We start from the raw sequence: 22,194 nt of genomic DNA, 5'->3' as shown, positions 1-22,194 counted from the left end.
CCCCCAGGAGGAATCCGTTGAACATCACCAAGAAGGTCACGACCCTGGCCGTCGGGCTGGGCCTGGTCACCCTGTCCGCCTGCGGCTCGTCCGGCGGCGGCACCGAGGAGTCCGGGTCCGGGTCCGGCGGGTCCAAGACCGTGACTCTCGTCAGCCACAACTCGTGGGCCGCCTCGAAGGACGTCATCGCCGCCTTCGAGAAGAAGTCCGGCTACCAGGTCAAGGTCCTGGAGGACGGCGACGCCGGATCGGCCGTGAACAAGGCGATCCTGACCAAGGACAACCCGCAGGGCGACGTCTTCTTCGGCGTCGACAACACCCTGCTGTCCCGCGCTCTCGACAACGGGCTGTTCCAGCCGTACCAGGCCGAGGGCTCCGACCTGGTCCTTCCCGAGTACCGCGTCGACGAGGGCAAGCACCGGGTCACGCCGGTCGACACCGGTGACGTCTGCGTCAACTACGACAAGGAGTGGTTCAGCGAGCGCGACCTGACCCCGCCGAAGACCTTCGACGACCTGGTCGAGCCCGAGTACAAGAACCTCCTCGTCGTGGAGAACGCCTCCACCTCCTCGCCCGGCCTCGGCTTCCTCCTCGGCACCGCCGCGAAGTACGGCGGTGGGGGTACCTCCCGCTCGAGCGAAGCCGAGAGTGGGGGAGGCTGGCAGGACTACTGGAAGAAGCTCAAGGCCAACGGCGTGAAGGTGGTCGACGGCTGGGAGCAGGCCTACAACGAGGAGTTCTCCGGCTCGGCCGGCGGCAAGCAGGCCAAGGGGGACCGGCCGCTGGTGGTGTCCTACGCCTCCTCCCCGCCCGCCGAGGTGATCTACGCCGACCCGAAGCCGACGACCGCTCCCACCGGTGTCGCCGACGGCACCTGCTTCCGTCAGGTCGAGTACGCGGGGCTGCTCAGCAACGCGAAGAACCCCGAGGGCGGCAAGGCACTGCTCGACTTCCTGCTCACCAAGGAGTTCCAGGAGGACATGCCGCTCAACATGTTCGTCTACCCGGTGCGGGAGGGCGCCCAGGTGCCCGAGGAGTTCGCGCAGTACGGGCCGCAGGCGAAGGACCCGGAGACGATGGACCCGGCGAGGATCGCCGACAACCGTGACCAGTGGGTCAAGTCGTGGACCTCGCTCGTACTGAAGTGAGCCGGACCGAGGTGAGCCGGACCGCCGCCGTGCGAGGGAACGGACGGCGGCGGTGGCGCGGAACCGCGGCGCGGCTCGGCCTGATGGCCGTGCCCGTCGCGTTCTTCGCCGTCTTCTTCGCCTACCCCGTCACCGCGATCGTCGCGCGCGGCCTGAAGGCCGACGGGGTCTGGCAGCTCGGGCGGATCGGGGACGTACTGGCGCAGTCCGACGTCCGCCAGGTGCTGTGGTTCACCACCTGGCAGGCGCTGGTCTCCACCGCCCTCACCCTGCTGATCGCCCTGCCCGGCGCGTACGTCCTCGCCCGCTTCGACTTCCCCGGCAGACACCTGCTGCGGGCGGTGGTCACCGTCCCCTTCGTGCTGCCGACCGTCGTCGTCGGCACGGCGTTCATGGCGCTCGTCGGGCGCGGCGGCCTCCTCGACGAGCTGTGGGGCGTCCGGCTGGACACCACCGTGTGGGCGATCCTGCTCGCGCACGTGTTCTTCAACTACGCCGTCGTCGTGCGGACCGTCGGCGGACTGTGGGGGCAGCTCGACCCGCGGCAGGAGGAGGCCGCGCGGATGCTCGGCGCCTCCCGGTTCACGGCCTGGCGGACCGTCACCCTGCCCGCGCTCGCGCCCGCCGTGGCCGCCGCGGCGCTGATGGTCTTCCTGTTCACCTTCACCTCCTTCGGCGTGGTGCAGATCCTCGGCGGGCCCACCTTCGCCACCCTCGAAGTGGAGATCTACCGGCAGACCTCGGAGATCTTCGACCTGTCCACCGCCGCCGTCCTGACGATGATCCAGTTCGCCGCGGTGGGCGCGATCCTCGCCCTGCACGCCTGGACCGTACGGCGGCGGGAGACCGCGCTGCGCCTGGTGGACGCCTCCACGACCGCACGCCGGCCGCGCGGTGCCGGGCAGTGGGCGCTGCTCGCCGGGGTCGTCGCCACCGTCGTCGTGCTGCTGCTCCTGCCCCTCGCGGTGCTGGTGGAACGCTCCTTCGGCGACGTCGGGGCCGGCTACTACCGGGCGCTGACCCGGGACGACGGGGGAGTGTTCCTGGTCGCGCCGATCGAGGCGGTCGGCAACTCCCTGCAGTACGCGGCCGCGGCCACCGTCATCGCCGTGGTGATCGGCTCCCTGGCGGCCGTCGCGCTCACCCGGCGGGACGCGGGACGGCTGGTGCGCGGCTTCGACGCCCTGCTGATGCTGCCGCTCGGGGTGTCCGCGGTGACCGTCGGCTTCGGGTTCCTGATCGCTCTCGACGAGCCGCCACTGGACCTGAGGTCCTCCTGGATCCTGGTGCCGCTCGCCCAGGCACTGGTCGGTGTCCCGTTCGTCGTACGGACCATGCTGCCCGTGCTGCGGGCCGTGGACGCGCGGCTGCGGGAGGCGGCGGCGGTGCTCGGGGCGTCGCCGTGGCGGGCCTGGCGCGAGGTGGACCTGCCGATGGTGCGGCGGGCGATGCTCATCGCGGCCGGGTTCGCCTTCGCGGTGTCGCTGGGCGAGTTCGGTGCGACGGTGTTCATCGCGCGGCCGGACCATCCGACCCTGCCGGTGGCCGTGGCGCGGCTGCTCGGCCGGCCGGGGGACCTCAACTACGGTCAGGCGATGGCCCTGTCGACGATTCTGATGATCGTGTGCGCGGTGGCGCTGCTGGCGCTGGAGCGGCTGCGGACCGACCGATCCGGGGAGTTCTAGATGCTGTTGAGCCTGGAGGCCGCCACCGTCCGCTTCGGCGGCCGGGCGGTGCTGGACGCCGTCGACCTGGAGGTCGCCGAGCACGAGATCGTGTGTGTGCTCGGGCCCAGCGGCAGCGGCAAGTCCACGCTGCTGCGGGCGGTGGCCGGGCTGCAGCCCCTCGACGCCGGGCGGATCTCGCTGGCCGGACGTGACCAGGCGGACGTGCCCGCGCACCGGCGCGGGGTCGGGCTGATGTTCCAGGACCACCAGCTGTTCCCGCAGCGGGACGTGGGCGGCAACGTGGCCTTCGGGCTGCGGATGCGCGGCACGTCACGGGCCGAACAGGCCGACCGTGTGAAGGAGTTGCTGGACCTCGTCGGACTGCCCGGGGCGGCCGGGCGGGCGGTGGCGGCGCTGTCCGGCGGAGAGCAGCAACGGGTCGCCCTGGCCCGCGCGCTGGCGCCCAGCCCGAGGCTGCTGATGCTCGACGAACCGCTCGGCCAGCTCGACCGGACGCTCAGGGAGCGGCTGGTCGTCGAACTGCGTGAGCTGTTCGGCCGGTTGGGCACCACCGTGCTCGCCGTGACGCACGACCAGGGCGAGGCGTTCGCGCTGGCCGACCGGGTCGTGGTGATGCGGGACGGACGGATCGCCCAGTCCGGTACGCCCCTTGAGGTGTGGCAGCGTCCGGCCGACGCGTTCGTGGCCCGCTTCCTGGGGTTCGAGAACGTGGTCGGGGCGACGGTCGGCGCGGACGTCGCGGTGACGCCGTGGGGCAAGGTCCCGGTGCCGGCGGACGCCCCGCAGGGCACGCGGACCCTGCTCGTCCGGCCCACCGGGGTCCGGCTGGTCCCGGCCGAGACGGGCCTGCGCTGCACGGTGACCGCGCGCACCTTCCGGGGCACCCATGTCGCGGTCCGCCTCCAGCCCGAGCAGGCGCCCCGGCTGGAGGCCGCCTGCGCGCTCCGCACGGCACCGGAGGTCGGGGACGAGGTCGGGGTGGAGTTCGACGCGGCCGAGGTCGTCGTACTGGACTGACCCGCGGCGGACGCGCGACGGCCCTCCCCCGGACGGAGTCCGGGGGAGGGCCGTCCTGCTGTGCGTGGGGCGTCAGCTGTCCTTGCCCGTCCCGCGACGGCGCATGCCGAGGAAGACCGCACCGCCGCCGACGGCGACCAGGGCCACCGCGACACCGGCGATCAGAGCGGTGTGGGAGTCCGCGCCGGTCTCGGCGAGGTTCGAGTCACCGACGGCGGGCGACGGAGCGTTGTCCGAGGTGTCCGCCGGGGCGGCGCCCTCGGACTCGGACGCCGACTCCGACGGATTCGGCGCGCCGGGCTCCTCGGGTTCCTCGGAGTCCTCGGAGTCCTCGGCCGGGGTCGGGGTCGGGGCGGAGGCCGACGGGGTGGGCTCCTCCGGAGCCGGGGTTTCTTCTTCCTTCTGGCAGGCCGCGGCCGGGGTGGTCAGGTTCGGCGTGATGTCCTCGTCCACGTAGGGCGCGGCCTTGACGTGGACGCGGTACTCGGCGTCGGGCTTCCAGTCCTCCTCGAAGGTGATGGTGACGCCCTTGCGGGAGCCCCTGACCACCTGCTCGCCGACCTTCCTCTCGTCGGCGCCGTTGTTCTCCAGGAACACGGTGACGGTGGCGGGAACACCGGCCGGGTCCACATCGGTGACGGTGATGACACCGTTGTCACCGACGCACTTGGCCTCGGCCGAGAAATCCTTGATCTCGCAGGCGGCCGCGCTGCCTGCGAGACCGACGGTGAGCGCGGCCGACGCGGAGGCGATGCCGAGAGCGCGCACGGTGCGTGCGACGGTACGGTGCGAGGCCGTACGGCGTGATACGGACAGAACTGGCACGTTTGTCCTTTACGGGATACTCAAGTGCGGGGGGTTGAGGGAGGGCTGACGGAACATCAGCCCTCCTGTGAGGATCCCAGGTCTATAAGCGGCGCATAAGTAGTGTCAACGCATATGCCGACGGCAGGGCAGGGCTTTGCCCATTTATTGCCCACCCGGGCGTTTCAACGTCCCTGAAGCCGCCTCAGCCCTCCACGGAGGACGAATCCGTCCAGACGATCTCCCAGGTGTGGCCGTCCAGGTCGTCGAAGGCGCGGCCGTACATGAAGCCCTGGTCCTGGGTCTCGCCGCTGACCGAGCCGCCCGCCGCGACGGCCTTCTCGACCAGTTCGTCGACCTTCTCGCGGCTCTCGGCACTCAGGGCCAGCAGCACCTCACTGGTCCTCACGGAGTCGGCGATCTCCTTCTTCGTGAACTCCGCTTGACTTGCTCTCCGTCCTGAAGGAGGGAGATTCTGGCCTGCTCGCTCGGTGCTGTGCCGCTACGCGGCACGGGCGTCGGGCGGGCTTCCGTGGCTTCCTGTTTCTTCGCGCCGTGCCGGGATTGCTCCTGGTCTTACCGGCGCTCCGCAGGCCGATACCGCCAGTCCGGCGGCCGTCTTGACGTTGATCGCTGCATTGTGGTCCCGGTCGTGGAGCGTGCCGCAGGCGCGACAGGTCCATTCCCGCACGTTCAGGGGTTTGGGTCCGTCCTTGACGCCGCAGGTGGAGCAGGTCTGGGAGGTCGGCTCGAACCGGCCGATCTTGACCAGGGTCCGGCCGTACCGTTCTGCTTTGTACTCCAGCATGCTGATGAACGATGACCATCCGGCGTCGTGCACCGACTTGGCCAGCCTGGTGCGGGCCAGTCCCGCCACCGGCAGGTCCTCCACGGCGATCCCTTGGTTCTCGGAGATCAGTTTCGTGGAGAGCCGGTGGTGGAACTCGCGGCGCGCGTCGGCGACCCTGGCGTGGGCGCGGGCGACCTTGAGGCGGGCCTTGGCGCGGTTCTTGCTTCCCCTCTGCTTGCGGGACAGCTCCCGCTGGGCCTTCTTCAGCTTCTTCTCCGCGCGCCGAAGGAAGCGCGGGGAGTCGATCTTCGTGCCGTCGGACAGGACGGCGAAGTGGGTCAGGCCGAGATCGATGCCGATGGTGCGGTCGGTCTGAGGCATCCGGGCCGTGTCGGCGGCGGGGTCGGTGTCGATGACGAAGGAGGCGAAGTACCGTCCGGCCGCGTCCTTGATGACGGTGACGGAGGTGGGGGTGGTGGGCAGCGTGCGGGACCACTTCACCTTCACCGCGCCGATCTTCGGCAGGTGCAGCCGGCCGCTGTCGGTGATGTTCCAGCGGGCGTTGGCGGTGAACCGGATCGACTGCCGGGCGTCCCTGCGGGACTTGAAGCGGGGCGGGCCCAGCCTCGGTCCCTTGCGGGTGCCGTTGAGGGAGGCGAAGAAGTTGCGGTACGCGCTCTCGGCGTCCCGCAGGGACTGCTGCAGCACCACCGCGGAGACCTCGCCCAGCCAGGACCGCCCGGCTGTCCGCTTGGCCTCGGTGATCAGCTTCCGGGACAGCTCGCCGATCGTCGGGAACATCCCGCCCGCCGTGCGGGCGTCCTCACGGGCACGCACCACGTCGTTGAACACGACGCGGGCGCACCCGAACGCCTTCGCCAACGCGGCGCGCTGACCGGGCTGCGGGTACAACCTGAAGGCGTACCGAAGCTGCATGCGAGGAGCGTACGAACGATCCACACCGGATGTCGCCGGGAACATCCGTTCCCCGCCTCACCCTCGGTGGCCGCACTGTCCGGCTCCGCCGGAACGCCACCGCGACGCTCCGCGCCGCAGTCACACGATTCGCTTCACCCCCGGCCTGAAGGCCGGAGCACTGCGAACGAAACCCGGTAGCCGAGTGGTGCCGGGTTCTGTGGCGTTCGACGGGTGGACCGGGGGCCGGCCCGGAACTCATCGCCCGGCGGGAGATCCCCTTCGGGTTCTCCCGCCTCTCAGACGGACAGGGGAAGCGCCGACAGCCCGGCCGCGGTCACGGTCAGCGGCCCGAACAGGGCGAGGAGCGCGCCGGCCCTGAGCATCGCGGCCCGGCGCGGGGTCGAGGCGGGAGCGCCCAGGCGCAGCAGCGCGGCCGTGGTGGCGGCGTGCGCGTGCTTGGCCTCGACGGCGGCCGTCAGCAGGGTCGCCACGGTGCACCCCGTCACCACCAGCACCCCGAGCAGGGTGAGCGGCCCTGCCGACAGGCCGTCGGCGTAGGAGTGCCGGCCCATGGCGTACACGGCCGACAGCACGGCGCAGACCACACCCAGCGGACGGCCGATCCGGGTGGCCTCCGTCATGAGGACCCGGCCGGCCAGCAGCCGCAGGGCACCCGGGCGGACCGACTGCAGCAGACGGCCGCACAGATGGGTGAGACCGGGGCCGATCAGGGTGAGGCCGACGACGGTCAGCGCCAGTGCGGCCAGGGCCCCGGGCCGGTCCCCGGGGGAGGCGGCGACACCGCTACCGCCACCGCTCGCGTAGGTCTCCACGGCCAGTCCCGCGGCCAGTCCCGCGGCCAGCGCGGCGATGCCCCAGGGCAGACCGGACGGTGCTGAGCGGGCGCCGGCCGGTTCCCCAGTAGCCGGTTCCCCGGCGGCCGACTCCCCGGCGGCCGGCGCGGGGCCGTCGCCCGCACCGTCCGGCCCGTGTGCCGGCGCCCGCGTCTCCTCCGGGGCGGCCTCCGGTCCCGGCCCCCGGCCGTGGGACGCCGTCGCCAGGTGCCTGCCGAAGCGTCCGTACGCCCCGAACGTCTCCCGCTCCGCGGTGCTCCGGTACGCACCGAAGCGGCCGTACGCCCGCCCCGCGGGGGACGCGTCCGCGGCCCGCCCCGCGGGGGACGCGTCCGCGGCCTGCTCGCGTGGCCGCAGCGCCCAGGCCACCGCCGCCGACGCGTTCACCGGCAGCAGCGCCAGCAGCGTCAGGGCCGCCGGGAGCGGCAGGGGCCTGCCCGTGGCCAGGAACTCGGTGGCGGACCCGGCCCCGGTGAAGGGCATCGAGGTGAGGTCGCCGCGCAGTTGGAGGAAGACGAGGAGGGCGACCAGCGACCCCAGGGTGCAGGCCAGGGCCGTGGTCGTCGCGGAGACGGCCATCAGCCGGACGGGGCCGAGGCCGATCGCCGAGAGCCCGGGCCGGGGTCTGGTCGCCGGGTCGGTCCGGGCCACCGCGACGGCGAGGTACACCGTGGCCGCCAGCGGGGCCGCGCACCAGGCCAGCCGGAGCAGTGAGACCGACGGCGTGTCCGGGTGGCCGAGCGCGTGGCCGAGAGTGCACAGGAACAGAAAGCCCGTGCCCGCGGAGGCGGCGGCGACCAGAAGGCGGCGCAGCCACACGGCGGGACGGGCGCCTCGGGTCAGACGGAGAGCGAGCACGTGGCCCGGCCCTTCGTCTCGACGGTCTCGGAGACCGGGGGCAGATGTACGGTGCGCACCTGACGCCCGTCGAGCAGCGAGACGGTGCGGTCGGCGAGGGCCGCGATGTCCGAGTCGGCGGTCGCGAGGAGCACCGTGATGCCGTGCGAACGGGCCGCCGTGGTGAGCGTGCGCAGGACGTGCCGGCGGTCGATGCGGTGCAGCGGCGCGGTCGGCTCGTCGGCGAACAGCACCGTGGGGGCCGGGGCGAGGGCGCGGGCGATGCAGACCCGCTGGCGCTCCGCGTGCACCAGGTCCGCGGGGTGCTTGCGGGCCTGGTCGCCGATGTCGAGGCGCTTCAGCCACTCCATGGCCGTCGACTTGGCCCGGCGCCGGGCGGTGCCGCGCAGCATCAGGGGGAGAGCGGTGTTCTCCCAGACGTTCAGCTCGGGGACGAGCACCGGTTCCGGATCGATCCAGCCGAAGCGCTCCCGGCGCAGCCGCTCGCGAGCGGCGGGGGTCATCGTGTGCACGGGCGTGCTGTTGAACCAGACCTCGCCGCCGCGCACGGGCACCAGTCCGGAGAGACACCGCAGCAGGGTCGTTTTTCCACTGCCGCGCGGGCCCCCGACGGCGAGGATCTCGCCCTCCCTGACGCCGAGCGAGACCCCGCTCAGCCCGGGGGAACCGTCCTTGTGCCGGAAGTGCAGGGCGCGTGCCCAGAGCACGTCGTTGTCCGGTGGGGCCACCATGGCGTACACCTCGGTTCGGATCAGGAATGCCGTGCGAGATCTGTGAGACCCCCCATGCGGGGGAACGAAGGCAAGGCCGATCGGTCACTGGGCACGCTAGGCAGGACGCGGCGGGAGGCCGGACAGCACGCGGCCCCGGAGCGCCGTTTCTCACTCGAACGGGCGGCACCGGGGCCGTAATTGATCATTCCAGCCGAAGATCACAGCGGTGGATCACAGCGGCGGATCGCAGCGGTGGGTCACAGCTTCGTCCATGCCTCCGACAGCGTGGCGCGCAGGATCTGCTCGATCTCGTCGAAGGTCCCCTGGTCGGAGATCAGCGGCGGGGCGAGCTGGACGACCGGGTCGCCGCGGTCGTCGGCACGGCAGTACAGGCCGTTCTCGTACAGCTTCTTGGACAGGAAGCCGTACAGGACGCGCTCGGTCTCCTCGTCGTCGAAGGTCTCCTTGGTGTGCTTGTCCTTGACCAGTTCGATGCCGTAGAAGAAGCCGTTGCCGCGGACGTCGCCGACGATCGGCAGGTCGTACAGCTTCTCCAGCGTCGAGCGGAAGGCGCCCTCGTTGTCCAGGACGTGCTGGTTGAGGCCCTCGCGCGCGAACAGGTCGAGGTTGGCCACGGCCACCGCGGCCGAGACGGGGTGGCCGCCGAAGGTGTAGCCGTGCAGGAAGACGTTGTCGCCCCGGTAGAACGGTTCGGCGAGGCGGTCCGAGACGATGCACGCGCCGATGGGCGAGTAGCCCGAGGTCATGCCCTTGGCACAGGTGATCATGTCCGGGACGTAGCCGAACTTGTCGCAGGCGAACGTCGTGCCCAGACGGCCGAAGGCGCAGATGACCTCGTCGGAGACGAGGAGCACGTCGTACTGGTCGCAGATCTCCCGGACCCGCTGGAAGTAGCCGGGCGGCGGCGGGAAGCAGCCGCCCGCGTTCTGCACCGGCTCCAGGAAGACCGCGGCGACCGTGTCCGGGCCCTCGAAGAGGATCTGCTGCTCGATCTGGTCGGCGGCCCAGCGGCCGAACGCCTCCGGGTCGTCGCCGTGGACCGGCGCCCGGTAGATGTTGGTGTTCGGCACCTTGTGCGCGCCCGGCACCAGCGGCTCGAACGGGGCCTTCAGAGCCGGCAGTCCGGTGATCGACAGGGCGCCCTGCGGGGTGCCGTGGTAGGCCACCGCGCGGGAGATGACCTTGTACTTGGTCGGCTTGCCGATCAGCTTGAAGTACTGCTTGGCGAGCTTCCAGGCGGTCTCCACCGCCTCACCGCCGCCCGTGGTGAAGAAGACCTTGTTCAGGTCGCCCGGGGCCTCGTCGGCGAGCCGCTCGGCCAGCTCCACGGCCTTGGGGTGGGCGTAGGACCAGACGGGGAAGAAGGACAGTTCCTGTGCCTGCTTGAAGGCAGCCTCGGCGAGTTCGACGCGGCCGTGTCCCGCCTGGACCACGAACAGGCCGGCGAGACCGTCGAGGTACCGCTTGCCCTTGTCGTCGTAGATGTGGGTGCCCTCGCCGCGGACGATGGTGGGGACGGGGGAGTTCTCGTACGAGGACATGCGGGTGAAGTGCATCCACAGGTGGTCGTACGCGGACCTGCTGAGGTCGCTGGGTTCCTTGGAGCTGTCGGTGCTCACGATCATCGGGTTCCCCACATGTAGGTCTGCTTCTTGAGCTTGAGGTAGACGAAACTCTCGGTGGAGCGCACCCCGGGCACGGCCCTGATGCGTCGGTTGATGACTTCCAGAAGGTGGTCGTCGTCCTCGCAGACGATCTCGACCATGAGGTCGAAGGAGCCCGCGGTCATCACCACGTACTCGCACTCGTCCATGGCGCTCAGCGCGTCGGCGACGGACTCCACGTCCCCCTCGACGTTGACGCCGACCATCGCCTGCCGGCGGAAGCCCACGGTGAGCGGGTCCGTGACGGCGACGATCTGCATCACACCCTGGTCGAGCAGTTTCTGGACGCGCTGGCGCACGGCCGCCTCAGACAAGCCGACGGCCTTGCCGATCGCGGCGTAGGGCCGGCGGCCGTCCTCCTGGAGCTGCTCGATGATGGCGAGGGAGACGGCGTCCAGGTGGGGACCGCCGCCGTGCTTGGACTCGCGGGAGTCCCTCGGTTCTGCGCTTCGACTGGCCACACGGTCACTGTGCACGACGTCTCGACTGTTTAGCAAGGCATATTCGATGAAATCCGTTGTCTCGAAGGTTTCAGTGTGCGGATTTCGCAGGCATGAGGCGGGTGGGGGTGTTGAAAACAGCAGCGGCCCGTCTAGGGTGGGTGTCTCAGAGGTTGGACACCTCGGACACCCGCGAGGAACACCAGGAGGGCCTGCAGTGAGTACCGAGCTGCGTCGTCTGCGCAACTACATCGGCGGTGAGTTCCGCGACGCCGCCGACGGACGGACCACCGAGGTGGTCAACCCCGTGACCGGTGAGGCGTACGCGACCGCGCCGCTGTCCGGACAGGCGGATGTGGACGCCGCGATGGCGGCCGCCGCCGAGGCCTTCCCCGGCTGGCGCGACACCACGCCGGCCGAGCGGCAGAAGGCCCTGCTGAAGGTCGCGGACGCCTTCGAGGAGCGCGCCGAGGAACTGATCGCGGCCGAGGTGGAGAACACGGGCAAGCCCATCGGGCTGACCCGCACCGAGGAGATCCCGCCGATGGTCGACCAGATCCGCTTCTTCGCGGGTGCGGCGCGGATGCTGGAGGGGCGCTCGGCCGGCGAGTACATGGAGGGCCTGACCTCCATCGTGCGCCGCGAACCGGTCGGCGTCTGCGCCCAGGTCGCCCCCTGGAACTACCCGATGATGATGGCCGTGTGGAAGTTCGCCCCGGCGATTGCGGCGGGCAACACGGTCGTCCTGAAGCCGTCCGACACCACGCCGGCCTCCACCGTCCTGCTCGCCGAGATCCTCGGCTCGGTCCTGCCCAAGGGCGTCTTCAACGTCATCTGCGGCGACCGCGACACCGGCCGCATGATGGTCGAGCACGAGACCCCGGCGATGGCGTCCATCACCGGTTCGGTGCGCGCCGGCATGCAGGTCGCCGAGGCCGCGTCCAAGGACCTCAAGCGCGTCCACCTGGAGTTGGGCGGCAAGGCTCCGGTGGTGGTCTTCGAGGACACCGACATCGCCAAGGCCGTCGAGGACATCTCCGTCGCGGGCTTCTTCAACGCCGGCCAGGACTGCACGGCCGCCACCCGCGTCCTCGTCCACGAGTCGATCCACGACGAGTTCGTCTCCGCGCTCGCCCAGGCCGCCGCCGACACCAAGACCGGCCTGCCGGACGACGAGGACGTGCTGTTCGGCCCGCTCAACAACCCCCACCAGCTCCAGCAGGTCGAGGGCTTCATCGAGCGACTGCCCGCGCACGCGCGCGTGGAGGCCGGCGGCAAGCGCGTCGGCGACCAGGGCTTCTTCTACGCGCCGACCGTCGTCTCGGGCCTGAGGCAGGACGACGAGATCATCCAGAAGGAGGTCTTCGGCCCGGTCATCACCGTCCAGACCTTCACCGACGAGGACCAGGCCGTCGAGTACGCCAACGGCGTCGAGTACGCGCTGGCCTCCTCGGTGTGGACCAAGGACCACTCCCGCGCGATGCGCATGTCCAAGAAGCTCGACTTCGGCTGCGTGTGGATCAACACCCACATCCCGCTGGTCGCGGAGATGCCGCACGGCGGCTTCAAGAAGTCGGGCTACGGCAAGGACCTGTCGGGGTACGGCTTCGAGGACTACACGCGGATCAAGCACGTGATGACGTCGCTGGACGCTTAGCGCTCCGCTGGGGGAGCCGAAGGAAATGGCTCCTGGGCACCGTTCGGGTTCCGTCGGACGGAGGCTGCGGGTCGTTCGTGGCTGGTCGCGACCACGCGACGGAGTCGCATATCGACACTTCCCCGCGCCCCTTTCAGGGGCGCGGGAACTGTCACGGCTGGGTGTTCATGGCCGTGGGTGGCCCGGCGCGCAGGGTGTGCAGGATGTCGATGCGGTTGGTCGTGATCGAGTCGGTGCCCAGCGCCAGCAGGCGGCGCATGGAACGGCGGGTGTCCGGGGTCCACACGGACAGCAGGTAGCCGTCGCGGTGGACGCGGTCGGCCAGGGCCCGGTCGACCAGGCTGAAGCGGTAGTTCAGCCAGCGCGGGCGGATCGCCTCCAGGAGGCCGGCGCGCGGCGGGGCCAGCGTCGTGAGGGTGAGGGCGATCTCGGCGGACGGGTCCGCCGCGCGCACGGCGAGCATGGTGGCGGCGCCCGCGCAGTAGTACACGCGGTCCCGGGCCCCGTGCTCCCGCACGACGTCCACGATCCGGCGCACCGCCCGCGGGTGCGGGGCGCCCGGCAGGTCCAGCAGGACCCTGCTGCCCTCGGTCGCCGACAGCGCGTCCGACAGGGGCGGCACGCCGCCGTCGGTCAGGCCGCGCACCTCCTCCCAGGACAGCGACCGCAACGGGCGGTCGTGCTCCCAGAGCCGCTTCAGCGTCTCGTCGTGCAGCAGGACCGGCAGGCCGTCCCGGGTGAGGCGTACGTCGAACTCGACCGCGTCCGCGCCCCGGTGCAGCGCGGAACGCAGCGAGGCGAGCGTGTTCTCGCGGACGCGGTAGGGGTCGCCGCGGTGGGCCACGGCGGTCACGTGGTGCATGGCGGCCCTTCGTACAGTCGGTTCGTCACGGGGTGGCCGGTTCGCCGGGCGGTCAGCGGGCGAGCCAGGACGTGGTGTAGGTGTCGATCTCGGTGGCCAGCCGGGCCTTGGCGGGCCGGTCCAGGAAGGACGCCTCCACCGCGTTCTTCGCCAGCTCGGCCAGGCCCCGTTCGTCGAGGTCCAGCAGTCGCGCGGCGATCAGGTACTCGTGGTTGAGGTCGGTGCCGAACATCGGCGGGTCGTCGGAGTTGACGGTCACCAGGACACCGGCCCGGACGAACTCCTTGATGGGGTGCTCGTCGAGGGTGGTGACCGCGCGGGTGGCGATGTTGGAGGTGGGGCACACCTCCAGCGCGATGCGCCGCTCGGCGAGATGCGCGAGCAACTCGGGGTCCCGGGCGGCGCTGGTGCCGTGCCCGATCCGCTCGGCGCGCAGGTCGCGCAGGGCGTGCCACACCGTTTCCGGACCGGTGGTCTCACCGGCGTGCGGCACCGAGCGCAGGCCCGCGGCGATGGCACGGTCGAAGTACGGTTTGAACTGCGGCCGGGGCACCCCGATCTCGGGACCGCCCAGGCCGAAGGAGACCAGGCCCTCCGGGCGCAGCCGGTCGTCGGTGGCGAGCCGCACCGTCTCCTCGGCGGACTCCAGACCCGCCTCGCCGGGGATGTCGAAGCACCAGCGCAGCACCGTCCCGAACTCGGACTCGGCCGCCTTGCGGGCGTCCTCGATCGCGTCCATGAAGGCACGCTCGTCGATCCCGCGGCGGGTCGACGAGAACGGGGTGATGGTCAGCTCGGCGTACCGCACCTGCTGCCGGGCCAGTTCGCGGGCCACCTCGAAGGTGAGCAGCCGGACGTCCTCGGGCGTGCGGACCAGATCGACGACGGACAGGTACACGTCGATGAAGTGCGCGAAGTCCGTGAAGGTGAAGTAGTCGGCGAGCGCCTCGGGGTCGGAGGGGACCTTGGAGTCGGGGTGGCGGGCGGCCAGCTCCGAGACGATGCGGGGGGAGGCGGAGCCGACGTGGTGCACGTGCAGTTCGGCCTTGGGCAGTCCGGCGATGAAGGCACGCGGATCACGGCCCGGTGCTGCGGTGGCCGTGACGAGGTGGTCGGTCATGGTTCCTCCCCCAAGCGGCGTCCTCGGCCGGTGTGCGGCGGAACGCGGGTGATCGGCTGATCGGTGGATCGGGGATCATCGTAGGACGGATGCGTCCGACGGGGCGCCGGGGTCGTAACATGGCGGGACGTTCGACGGAGGGGGTCCAGCGCATGTCCGACGACGCGCAGGTGCCGGAGGCGCCGGGGAGCACGGCGGGCGGCACACCGCCCCACAACCCGCACGACCATGACGACGTGTGGGCGGCACCGGCCGACAGCGGGGCCGCTCGGGCGCAGCCGCCCCAGGCCCCGCCGCGGGACGTGGCGCCCCCGATGACGCAGATCGACCTGGGCGGACAGGTCGCACCCGGCCCGCCGGACTCCACCGGAGCCGTCGACCCGTGGGCGCTCCCGGAGTTCGACCCGCCCGTCTCCGGAGCGGGCCCGGCCGGTGCGCCGGCCGCCGGCTCGCCCCCCGGCGCCTCCTCCGTGCACGAGCAGCAGACGATGACGTCCTTCCCCGCGCAGGGCGACCCCACCGCCACCCCGGTGCCGCCCGCCCGGCCCTGGGCCGGCCCCGGCACCCCCCAGGCGCCGGTACCGCCCGTCGGCCCCGGCGCGGCGGTCCCCAACCCCTTCGCGCCCCCGGCCGCCGACCCGCTCCCGCCGCCGCCCATCGCCCCCGACGGCCCCGGCCAGGTTCCGTACGGCTACCCGGGCGGCCCCCAGAGCGGCTACAGCCACCCGGCCCCGCAGCCATCCGGTTACGGCACCCCCGGTTACGGCGCCCCCGACCCGGGCTACCACGGCTGGACCGGCATGGCGCCCCTGCCGAGCAACGGCATGGGCATCACCGGACTCGTGCTCGGCATCATCTCGGCCGTGCTCTTCTGCTTCTGGCCGCTGGCCATCGGGCTCGGCGTCATGGCCGTGATCTTCAGCGCGCTGGGCCGGGGCAAGGCGTCCCGCGGCGAGGCCACGAACCCGGGACACGCCCTGGCCGGCCTCATCTGCGGCGCGGTCGGCATCCTCCTGGGTACCGGCTTCGGCGCGCTCGTCCTGTTCACGTCCTCCTACTGACCCCGGACACCGCTTCGGAGCCCCGGCCCGGACCCCTCCCGGAGGCGGGTGCGGGCCCGCATCAGGGCGAAGCCCAGGAGGTTCGGGCCGCGCCACTGCTCGGGGTCCGTCGCCCGCTCGTCGGTGGCCGCGAGCCCGATGCCCCACACCCGGTCCACCGGACTCGCCTCGACCAGCACCCTCTCGCCTGTGCCCAGCAGAAAGGCGCGCAGGTCGGCGTGGGCCGCGAACTTGTGCACGCTGCCCTCGACGACGACACGGAACCGCTCCCGTCGCCATGTCTCCTCGTCGAAGCCCCGCACCAGCCGCCCCGCCTCCTTCGCCTGAGAGGGATGGCCCGCGGCCAGCACCCGCCGCTCGGCCTCCGGGTCCGCGAACAGCCGGGCCTTGGCCGCCATCATCCAGTGCTCGGCGGTCGCGTACCGCGCCCCGTCCACCGTGAACGGCGACGGCCACCACTGGCTCAGGCAGCTCGCCCCGATCCGGCCGTCGGGCAGCGGCCGGTGCCCCCAGAAGTACAGGTACTTGACCCGCCGGTCGGCCCGCAGCGCCTCGACCAGAGTCTCCCTGGAACCGATGGTTCCCGCCGTCCCGTTCATCGCCACCCCCCGTGAACCCTTCCTGCCCGCGCGAGTCTGGCACGCATCACTGACACCCCGTCCTGTCTTTTCCGCCGCCCCTCGACGCCCGGTCGACAGATTCCGTCGCGTAACCAAAAGGCAACAACGGAATCACTTGTTGGAGTCCCATTGCTCTGTCAGGATCGGCACTCAAATCGAGCTGGAGCCACGCCGCCCCCTCGGGGAGACGGAGGAGAGCGACATGCACAACCCGGGCAACGCCACCCCGGAACGATTCCCGGCCCAGGACCGGTTCGCGGACGGGGCGCAGTTCATCGCGGGACGCCCGGCGAAGGGCACCTCGGGCCGTACGCACACGGTCGTCGACCCCGCCACCGGGCAGGAGGTCCACACCTACGCGCTCGCCGGCACCGACGACGTGGACGCGGCCGTCGCCGCGGCGCGCGAGGCGTTCCCGGCGTGGGCCGGCGCCACCCCCGGGGAGCGCTCCGACGCCCTGCACCGGTTCGCAGCCGTCGTCGCCGAGCGCGCCGAGGACTTCGCCCGCGCCGAGTCCCTGCAGTGCGGCAAGCCGCTCAAGCTGAGCCGTGAGTTCGACGTCCCGGGGACGGTCGACAACATCGCCTTCTTCGCCGGTGCCGCACGGCAACTGCAGGGCCAGTCGGCCGGCGAGTACTCCGGCGACCACACCTCCTACGTCCGCCGCGAGCCCCTCGGCGTCGTCGGCTCCGTCGCGCCCTGGAACTACCCCCTCCAGATGGCCGCGTGGAAGATCCTCCCGGCGATCGCGGCGGGCAACACCGTCGTCCTCAAGCCCGCCGAGCTCACCCCGCTGACCTCCCTCCTGTTCGCGCGGGCCGCCACCGACGCGGGCATCCCGGACGGCGTGATCAACATCGTCACCGGCACCGGCAAGGAGGCGGGCCAACACCTCGTCGGTCATCCCGACGTCGCCATGACCTCCTTCACCGGCTCGACCGCCGTGGGCAGGCGGGTCGCCGAGATCGCCACCGCCACCGTCAAGCGCATCCACCTCGAACTCGGCGGCAAGGCCCCCTTCGTCGTCTTCGACGACGCCGACCTCGACGCCGCCGTCAACGGTGCGGTCGCGGGCGCGCTCATCAACACCGGCCAGGACTGCACGGCCGCCACCCGCGCGTACGTGCAACGGCCCCTCTACGAGGCGTTCGTCGAGCGCACGGCCGCGCTGATGGAGACCGTGCGGCTCGGCGACCCCTTCGCTCCCGGCACCGATCTCGGCCCGCTGATCTCGCACGCCCACCGCGACCGCGTGGCCGGATTCGTCGACCGGGCACGCGCCTGCGCGCGGGTGGTGACCGGCGGTGAGGCCCCGGAGGGGGACCTGAAGCACGGCGCGTACTACCGCCCCACCCTGATCGCCGACGCGCCGCAGGACAGCGAGGTCGTGCAGTCCGAGATCTTCGGGCCGGTGCTCGTCGTCCTGCCCTTCGACACCGATGACGAGGGCATCGCCCTGGCCAACGACACGCCGTACGGGCTCGCCGCCTCCGCGTGGAGCCGCGACGTGTACCGGACGGGCCGTGCCACCCGCGAGATCAAGGCGGGCTGCGTGTGGATCAACGACCACATCCCGATCATCAGCGAGATGCCGCACGGCGGCTCCAAGGCGTCCGGCTTCGGCAAGGACATGTCCGCGTACTCGTTCGAGGAGTACACCCAGATCAAGCACGTCATGTTCGACAACACGGCGGTGGTCCGCAAGGACTGGCACCGCACGATCTTCGGGGACCGATAGCAGCCGGGCCGCCCGACCCGCGGCCCCTCTCCCGAAAGGGCACCACGCGCATGGAGCAGTACGAGCCCGACCGCCTCTCCCCGGCCCAGACGGCCGCCATGCGGCGCAGCTTCCGCAACGGCCGGGCGGCACTGACCCGCCGGTCCCTGTTGCGCGCCTCCGCCGGCGGCGCGCTCGCGGCCGGCGGACTCGGGGCGCTGAGCGCCTGTGGCATCCCCGCTGCCGGCCGGACCCAGGGCGGCACCTCCGCCGAGGACCGTTCGGCCGAGGAGAAGACCGTCAACTTCTCCAACTGGCCCGTCTACATCGATGTCGACGAGAACGGCAAGCAGCGTCCCACGCTCGACACGTTCACCCGGCAGACCGGCGTCAAGGTCGAGTACACCGAGGACGTCAACGACAACACCGAGTTCTTCGGCAAGATCAAACCGCAGCTCGCCGCCGGGCAGGACACCGGCCGCGACCTGATCGTCCTCACCGACTGGCTGGCCGCGCGGATGATCCGCCTGGGCTGGGTCCAGAAACTGGACCCGGCGAACCTGCCGCACGCCTTCGCCAACCTCTCCGGGCAGTTCCGCAGCCCGGACTGGGACCCGGGGCGTGCCTACTCCTACCCCTGGCAGGGTGTCTCGGCCGTCGTCGCCTACAACAAGAAGGCGCTCGACGGCATCGAGGTGAAGTCGGTCTCCGACCTGCTGGACAACCCCAAGCTCAAGGGCCGGGTCTCCTTCCTGTCCGAGATGCGCGACAGCATCGGCATGACCCTGCTCGACATGGGCAAGGACCCGGCCAAGGTCACCGACGACGAGTACGACGCGGCGATCGACCGCCTGCAGAAGGCCGTCGACAAGGGGCAGATCCGCCGCTTCACCGGCAACGACTACACGTCCGACCTGACCAAGGGCGACATCGCCGCCTGTGTCGCCTGGGGCGGTGACATCGTCCAGCTCCAGGCGGACAGCGACGACATCGGGTACGTCATCCCGGACGCCGGTTTCGTGACGGCCACCGACAACCTGCTCATCCCCAACAAGGCCCGCCACAAGGCCAACGCCGAGCGGCTGATCGACTTCTACTACCAGCCGCCGCAGGCGGCCCGGCTCTCCGCCTACGTCGCCTTCGTGAGTCCCGTCGACGGCGCGCAGGAGGAACTCGCCAAGATCGACAAGTCGGCGGCGGAGAACCCGCTGATCATCCCGACCAAGGACGTAGCGGCCCGAACCCACTCCTTCCGAGCCCTGAGCGACAAGGAAGAGGCGGCCTACGAAGCGAAGTTCGCGAAACTCACAGGGGCGTGACGACGATGAAGACGACGACACAGACCAACGGCGACGTCCGACTGAAGCAGATCGGCAAAACCTACGGGAACTTCACCGCCGTACACCCCCTCGACCTGACCGTGCCCCAGGGCTCCTTCTTCGCCCTGCTCGGCGCGTCCGGCTGCGGCAAGACCACCACCCTGCGGATGATCGCCGGCCTGGAGGAACCCACCGCGGGCACCGTCCACCTCGGCGACCAGGACGTCACCGCGCTCCCGCCGTACAAGCGGCCGGTGAACACCGTCTTCCAGTCCTACGCCCTCTTCCCGCACCTCGACATCTTCGAGAACGTCGCCTTCGGCCTGCGCCGGCGCGGCATCAAGAGCGTGAAGAAGCAGGTCGAGGAGATGCTGGAGCTCGTCCAGCTCGGCGAGCAGGCGCGCAAGAAGCCGCACCAGCTCTCCGGCGGCCAGCAGCAGCGCGTCGCGGTGGCCCGCGCCCTGATCAACCATCCCAGGGTGCTGCTGCTCGACGAGCCGCTCGGCGCCCTCGACCTCACACTGCGCCGCCAGATGCAACGGGAGCTCAAGCGCATCCAGACCGAGGTCGGCATCACCTTCGTGCACGTCACGCACGACCAGGAGGAGGCCATGACCATGGCCGACACGGTCGCCGTGATGAACGCCGGCCGGGTCGAGCAACTCGGCCCGCCCACCGACCTGTACGAGAACCCGCGCACCACCTTCGTCGCCAACTTCCTGGGCACGTCCAACTTCATCGAGGCCGACGTCGACTCCAGGTCCGGCGACGACTTCGTGCTGAAGGCGGGCGGCGGCACACTAGTCCTGCCCTCGGCGCGCAGCAGCGGCCCCACCACGACCGGCGGCAAGGTGCTGCTGGGGGTGCGCCCGGAGAAGATCTCCCTCGCCCACGCGGACGACACCGGACGGATCCCCGAGGGGCGCAACCGGATCACCGGCCGGATCGCCGACTCCAGCTTCATCGGTGTCTCCACGCAGTTCGTCGTCGACAGCCCGGTCTGCACCGCGTTCGAGGTCTACGTCCAGAACATCGACCGCGACGACCGCCTGGTGCCCGGCGCGGAGGTCGTCCTGCACTGGAACCCGGCGCACACCTTCGGTCTGGACGCCGCGCAGGATGCGGACGCGGGCGTCGAGACCGTCGAGCCCGCTGAGCCCGTCGAGGGTGAGGTCGCCTGATGGCCACGGCCACCGAGGCGCCGCCCCTGGCGCCCGCCCCGGAGAAGAAGGAGAAGAGACCGCCGCGCAGGCGGGGTCGCTGGACGCCGTACCTGCTCCTGCTGCCCGGCCTGCTGTGGCTGGTCGTCTTCTTCGCGCTGCCGGTGATCTACCAGGCCTCCACCTCCGTCCAGACGGGGTCCCTGGAGGAGGGCTACCGGGTCACCTGGAACTTCGCCGTCTACGGGGACGCACTGTCCACGTACTGGCCGCAGTTCGTCCGCTCGGTGCTCTACGCGGCCTCCGCGACCGTGCTGTGCCTGCTGCTCGGCTATCCACTGGCGTATCTGATCGCCTTCCGCGCGGGACGCTGGCGGAACCTGATCATGATCCTGGTGATCGCGCCGTTCTTCACCAGTTTCCTGATCCGCACCCTCGCCTGGAAGACGATCCTCGCCGACGGCGGCCCGGTGGTCGACGCCCTGAACACCCTGCACGTCCTGGACGTCACCGCCTGGCTCGGCTGGACGGCGGGCGACCGGGTGCTGGCCACACCGCTCGCCGTCGTCTGCGGTCTGACGTACAACTTCCTGCCGTTCATGATCCTGCCGCTCTACACCTCGCTGGAGCGCATCGACCCGCGGCTGCACGAGGCGGCGAACGACCTGTACGCCAGGCCCTCGACCACCTTCCGCAGGGTCACCTTCCCGCTGTCGATGCCGGGCGTCGTCTCCGGCACGCTGCTGACCTTCATCCCGGCCACCGGCGACTACATCAACGCGGACCTGCTCGGCTCCACCGACACCCGCATGGTCGGCAACGTGATCCAGATGCAGTTCCTGCGCGTCCTCGACTACCCGACGGCCGCCGCGCTCTCGTTCATCCTGATGGCCGCGATCCTCGTCATGGTCACGCTCTACATCCGTAGGTCCGGCACGGAGGATCTGGTGTAAATGCCCTTCGTCAACTGGCTCAAGAGCCGTCTCGTCGTCATCGCGGGACTGCTGACGCTCGCGTACCTCCTGCTGCCGAACGTCGTCGTCACCGTGTTCTCCTTCAACAACCCGAAGGGCCGCTTCAACTACCAGTGGCAGGAGTTCTCCACGGACGCCTGGCGGGACCCGTGCGGGGTCGCCGGCCTGTGCGGGTCCCTGGCGCTCAGCCTCCAGATCGCCCTGTGGGCGACCCTCGGCGCCACCCTGCTCGGCACGCTGATCGCGTTCGCGCTGGTCCGCTACCGGTTCCGCGCCCGCGGCGCCGTCAACTCGCTGATCTTCCTGCCGATGGCGATGCCCGAGGTGGTGATGGCGGCCTCCCTGCTGACCCTGTTCCTCAACATGGGCGCCCAGCTGGGCTTCTGGACGATCCTGATCGCCCACATCATGTTCTGCCTCAGCTTCGTCGTGGTCGCCGTCAAGGCCCGGGTGATGTCCATGGACCCGCGCCTCGAGCAGGCCGCCCAGGACCTGTACGCCGGCCCGTTCCAGACGTTCTGGCGGGTCACCCTGCCGATCGCCGCCCCCGGCATCGCGGCGGGCGCGCTGCTCGCCTTCGCGCTCTCCTTCGACGACTTCATCATCACCAACTTCAACGCGGGCTCCACCGTCACCTTCCCGATGTTCGTCTGGGGCTCCGCCCAGCGCGGAACCCCCGTGCAGATCAATGTCATCGGTACGGCCATGTTCGTCGTCGCCGTGCTGCTGGTACTGGTCTCCATGGCCTTCACCCAGCACAGCAAGCGCCGCGACCGGCAGAAGGCGTAG

General features: G+C 71.0%; 19 protein-coding genes and 1 pseudogene. 10 read left to right on the top strand and 10 right to left on the bottom strand.

Translation table 11 applies throughout. The features are described from left to right. The first annotated feature begins 17 nt into the window (after positions 1-17). The 3 genes from ACTWJ9_RS08675 to ACTWJ9_RS08665 are packed head-to-tail and all read left to right on the top strand — an operon-like array spanning position 18 to position 3,853. Positions 18-1,148: a thiamine ABC transporter substrate-binding protein gene (locus ACTWJ9_RS08675; protein WP_387037337.1), complete on the top strand. Its 1,131-nt coding sequence runs from the start codon at positions 18-20 to the stop codon at positions 1,146-1,148. Beyond that, positions 1,124-2,833 carry an ABC transporter permease gene (locus ACTWJ9_RS08670; RefSeq protein WP_387037339.1) on the top strand — a complete coding sequence of 570 codons (1,710 nt, stop codon included), beginning with the start codon at positions 1,124-1,126 and terminating at the stop codon, positions 2,831-2,833. The genes ACTWJ9_RS08675 and ACTWJ9_RS08670 overlap by 25 nt, the downstream gene beginning before the upstream one ends. Further along, entirely contained in the window at positions 2,834-3,853 is a 1,020-nt protein-coding gene (locus tag ACTWJ9_RS08665) for an ABC transporter ATP-binding protein (RefSeq protein ID WP_279333588.1), read from the top strand. Positions 3,854-3,925: 72 nt separating this feature from the next. Here ACTWJ9_RS08665 and ACTWJ9_RS08660 read toward each other — a convergent pair whose 3' ends face one another. From ACTWJ9_RS08660 to ACTWJ9_RS08630, 7 genes and pseudogenes are all read right to left on the bottom strand, one after another. Then, positions 3,926-4,621 carry an LAETG motif-containing sortase-dependent surface protein gene (locus ACTWJ9_RS08660; RefSeq protein WP_387037342.1) on the bottom strand — a complete coding sequence of 232 codons (696 nt, stop codon included), beginning with the start codon at positions 4,619-4,621 and terminating at the stop codon, positions 3,926-3,928. Between the two features lie 241 nt (positions 4,622-4,862). Then, positions 4,863-5,099: pseudogene (locus ACTWJ9_RS08655) on the bottom strand (VOC family protein); the annotation flags it as partial. Positions 5,100-5,159: 60 nt separating this feature from the next. Beyond that, complete coding sequence (locus ACTWJ9_RS08650; RefSeq protein ID WP_387037344.1) at positions 5,160-6,383, bottom strand: RNA-guided endonuclease InsQ/TnpB family protein; 1,224 nt, start codon at positions 6,381-6,383, stop codon at positions 5,160-5,162. A gap of 278 nt (positions 6,384-6,661) precedes the next feature. Continuing rightward, positions 6,662-8,077, bottom strand: coding sequence for a hypothetical protein (locus ACTWJ9_RS08645; protein ID WP_443295542.1), 1,416 nt, complete (start codon positions 8,075-8,077; stop codon positions 6,662-6,664). Continuing rightward, positions 8,059-8,808, bottom strand: a complete 750-nt coding sequence (locus ACTWJ9_RS08640; protein WP_279333583.1) for an ABC transporter ATP-binding protein — start codon at positions 8,806-8,808, stop codon at positions 8,059-8,061. The genes ACTWJ9_RS08645 and ACTWJ9_RS08640 overlap by 19 nt, the downstream gene beginning before the upstream one ends. A 239-nt stretch (positions 8,809-9,047) precedes the next feature. Continuing rightward, entirely contained in the window at positions 9,048-10,436 is a 1,389-nt protein-coding gene (locus ACTWJ9_RS08635) for an aspartate aminotransferase family protein (RefSeq protein ID WP_443295541.1), read from the bottom strand. Further along, positions 10,433-10,951, bottom strand: coding sequence for an Lrp/AsnC family transcriptional regulator (locus ACTWJ9_RS08630; protein ID WP_279333581.1), 519 nt, complete (start codon positions 10,949-10,951; stop codon positions 10,433-10,435). Before ACTWJ9_RS08630 ends, ACTWJ9_RS08635 begins: the two co-directional genes overlap by 4 nt. 181 nt (positions 10,952-11,132) lie before the next feature. Here ACTWJ9_RS08630 and ACTWJ9_RS08625 point away from each other — a divergent pair, with 181 nt between their 5' ends. Further along, complete coding sequence (locus ACTWJ9_RS08625; protein ID WP_388705851.1) at positions 11,133-12,572, top strand: gamma-aminobutyraldehyde dehydrogenase; 1,440 nt, start codon at positions 11,133-11,135, stop codon at positions 12,570-12,572. A 151-nt stretch (positions 12,573-12,723) separates the two neighbouring features. Here the strand turns inward: ACTWJ9_RS08625 and ACTWJ9_RS08620 are convergent, their stop codons facing one another. Then, positions 12,724-13,434, bottom strand: a complete 711-nt coding sequence (locus ACTWJ9_RS08620; protein WP_443295539.1) for a glycerophosphodiester phosphodiesterase — start codon at positions 13,432-13,434, stop codon at positions 12,724-12,726. 52 nt (positions 13,435-13,486) lie between these two features. Continuing rightward, the gene (locus ACTWJ9_RS08615) at positions 13,487-14,554 is read right to left on the bottom strand and encodes an adenosine deaminase (protein WP_443295538.1); all 1,068 of its coding nucleotides are present in this window, start codon (positions 14,552-14,554) and stop codon (positions 13,487-13,489) included. A 152-nt stretch (positions 14,555-14,706) separates the two neighbouring features. Between ACTWJ9_RS08615 and ACTWJ9_RS08610 the strand changes: the two genes are divergently transcribed. Beyond that, positions 14,707-15,615, top strand: coding sequence for a hypothetical protein (locus ACTWJ9_RS08610; protein ID WP_443295537.1), 909 nt, complete (start codon positions 14,707-14,709; stop codon positions 15,613-15,615). Here the strand turns inward: ACTWJ9_RS08610 and ACTWJ9_RS08605 are convergent. Further along, positions 15,609-16,214: an NADAR family protein gene (locus ACTWJ9_RS08605; protein WP_387037355.1), complete on the bottom strand. Its 606-nt coding sequence runs from the start codon at positions 16,212-16,214 to the stop codon at positions 15,609-15,611. The two genes, ACTWJ9_RS08610 and ACTWJ9_RS08605, sit on opposite strands and share 7 nt — an antisense overlap. Before the next feature lie 223 nt (positions 16,215-16,437). Between ACTWJ9_RS08605 and ACTWJ9_RS08600 the strand changes: the two genes are divergently transcribed. The 5 genes from ACTWJ9_RS08600 to ACTWJ9_RS08580 are packed head-to-tail and all read left to right on the top strand — an operon-like array spanning position 16,438 to position 22,194. Then, entirely contained in the window at positions 16,438-17,973 is a 1,536-nt protein-coding gene (locus tag ACTWJ9_RS08600) for a gamma-aminobutyraldehyde dehydrogenase (RefSeq protein ID WP_443295536.1), read from the top strand. Between the two features lie 50 nt (positions 17,974-18,023). Then, entirely contained in the window at positions 18,024-19,271 is a 1,248-nt protein-coding gene (locus ACTWJ9_RS08595) for a polyamine ABC transporter substrate-binding protein (RefSeq protein ID WP_443295535.1), read from the top strand. A gap of 5 nt (positions 19,272-19,276) precedes the next feature. Then, positions 19,277-20,452 (top strand): ABC transporter ATP-binding protein, encoded by a 1,176-nt coding sequence (locus ACTWJ9_RS08590; protein ID WP_387037359.1) that lies wholly within the window; start codon positions 19,277-19,279, stop codon positions 20,450-20,452. After that, the gene (locus ACTWJ9_RS08585) at positions 20,452-21,384 is read left to right on the top strand and encodes an ABC transporter permease (RefSeq protein ID WP_279333570.1); all 933 of its coding nucleotides are present in this window, start codon (positions 20,452-20,454) and stop codon (positions 21,382-21,384) included. The genes ACTWJ9_RS08590 and ACTWJ9_RS08585 overlap by 1 nt, the downstream gene beginning before the upstream one ends. Then, complete coding sequence (locus ACTWJ9_RS08580) at positions 21,385-22,194, top strand: ABC transporter permease (protein ID WP_387037362.1); 810 nt, start codon at positions 21,385-21,387, stop codon at positions 22,192-22,194. It abuts the gene before it with no gap.

It is taken from the genome of Streptomyces sp. GDS52 (assembly GCF_052246875.1).
GTDB classification, from domain to species: Bacteria; Actinomycetota; Actinomycetes; order Streptomycetales; family Streptomycetaceae; genus Streptomyces; species Streptomyces cathayae.
Note: the sequence above shows the minus strand (reverse complement) of the source record. Positions and strands in the feature narration are given on the sequence as shown.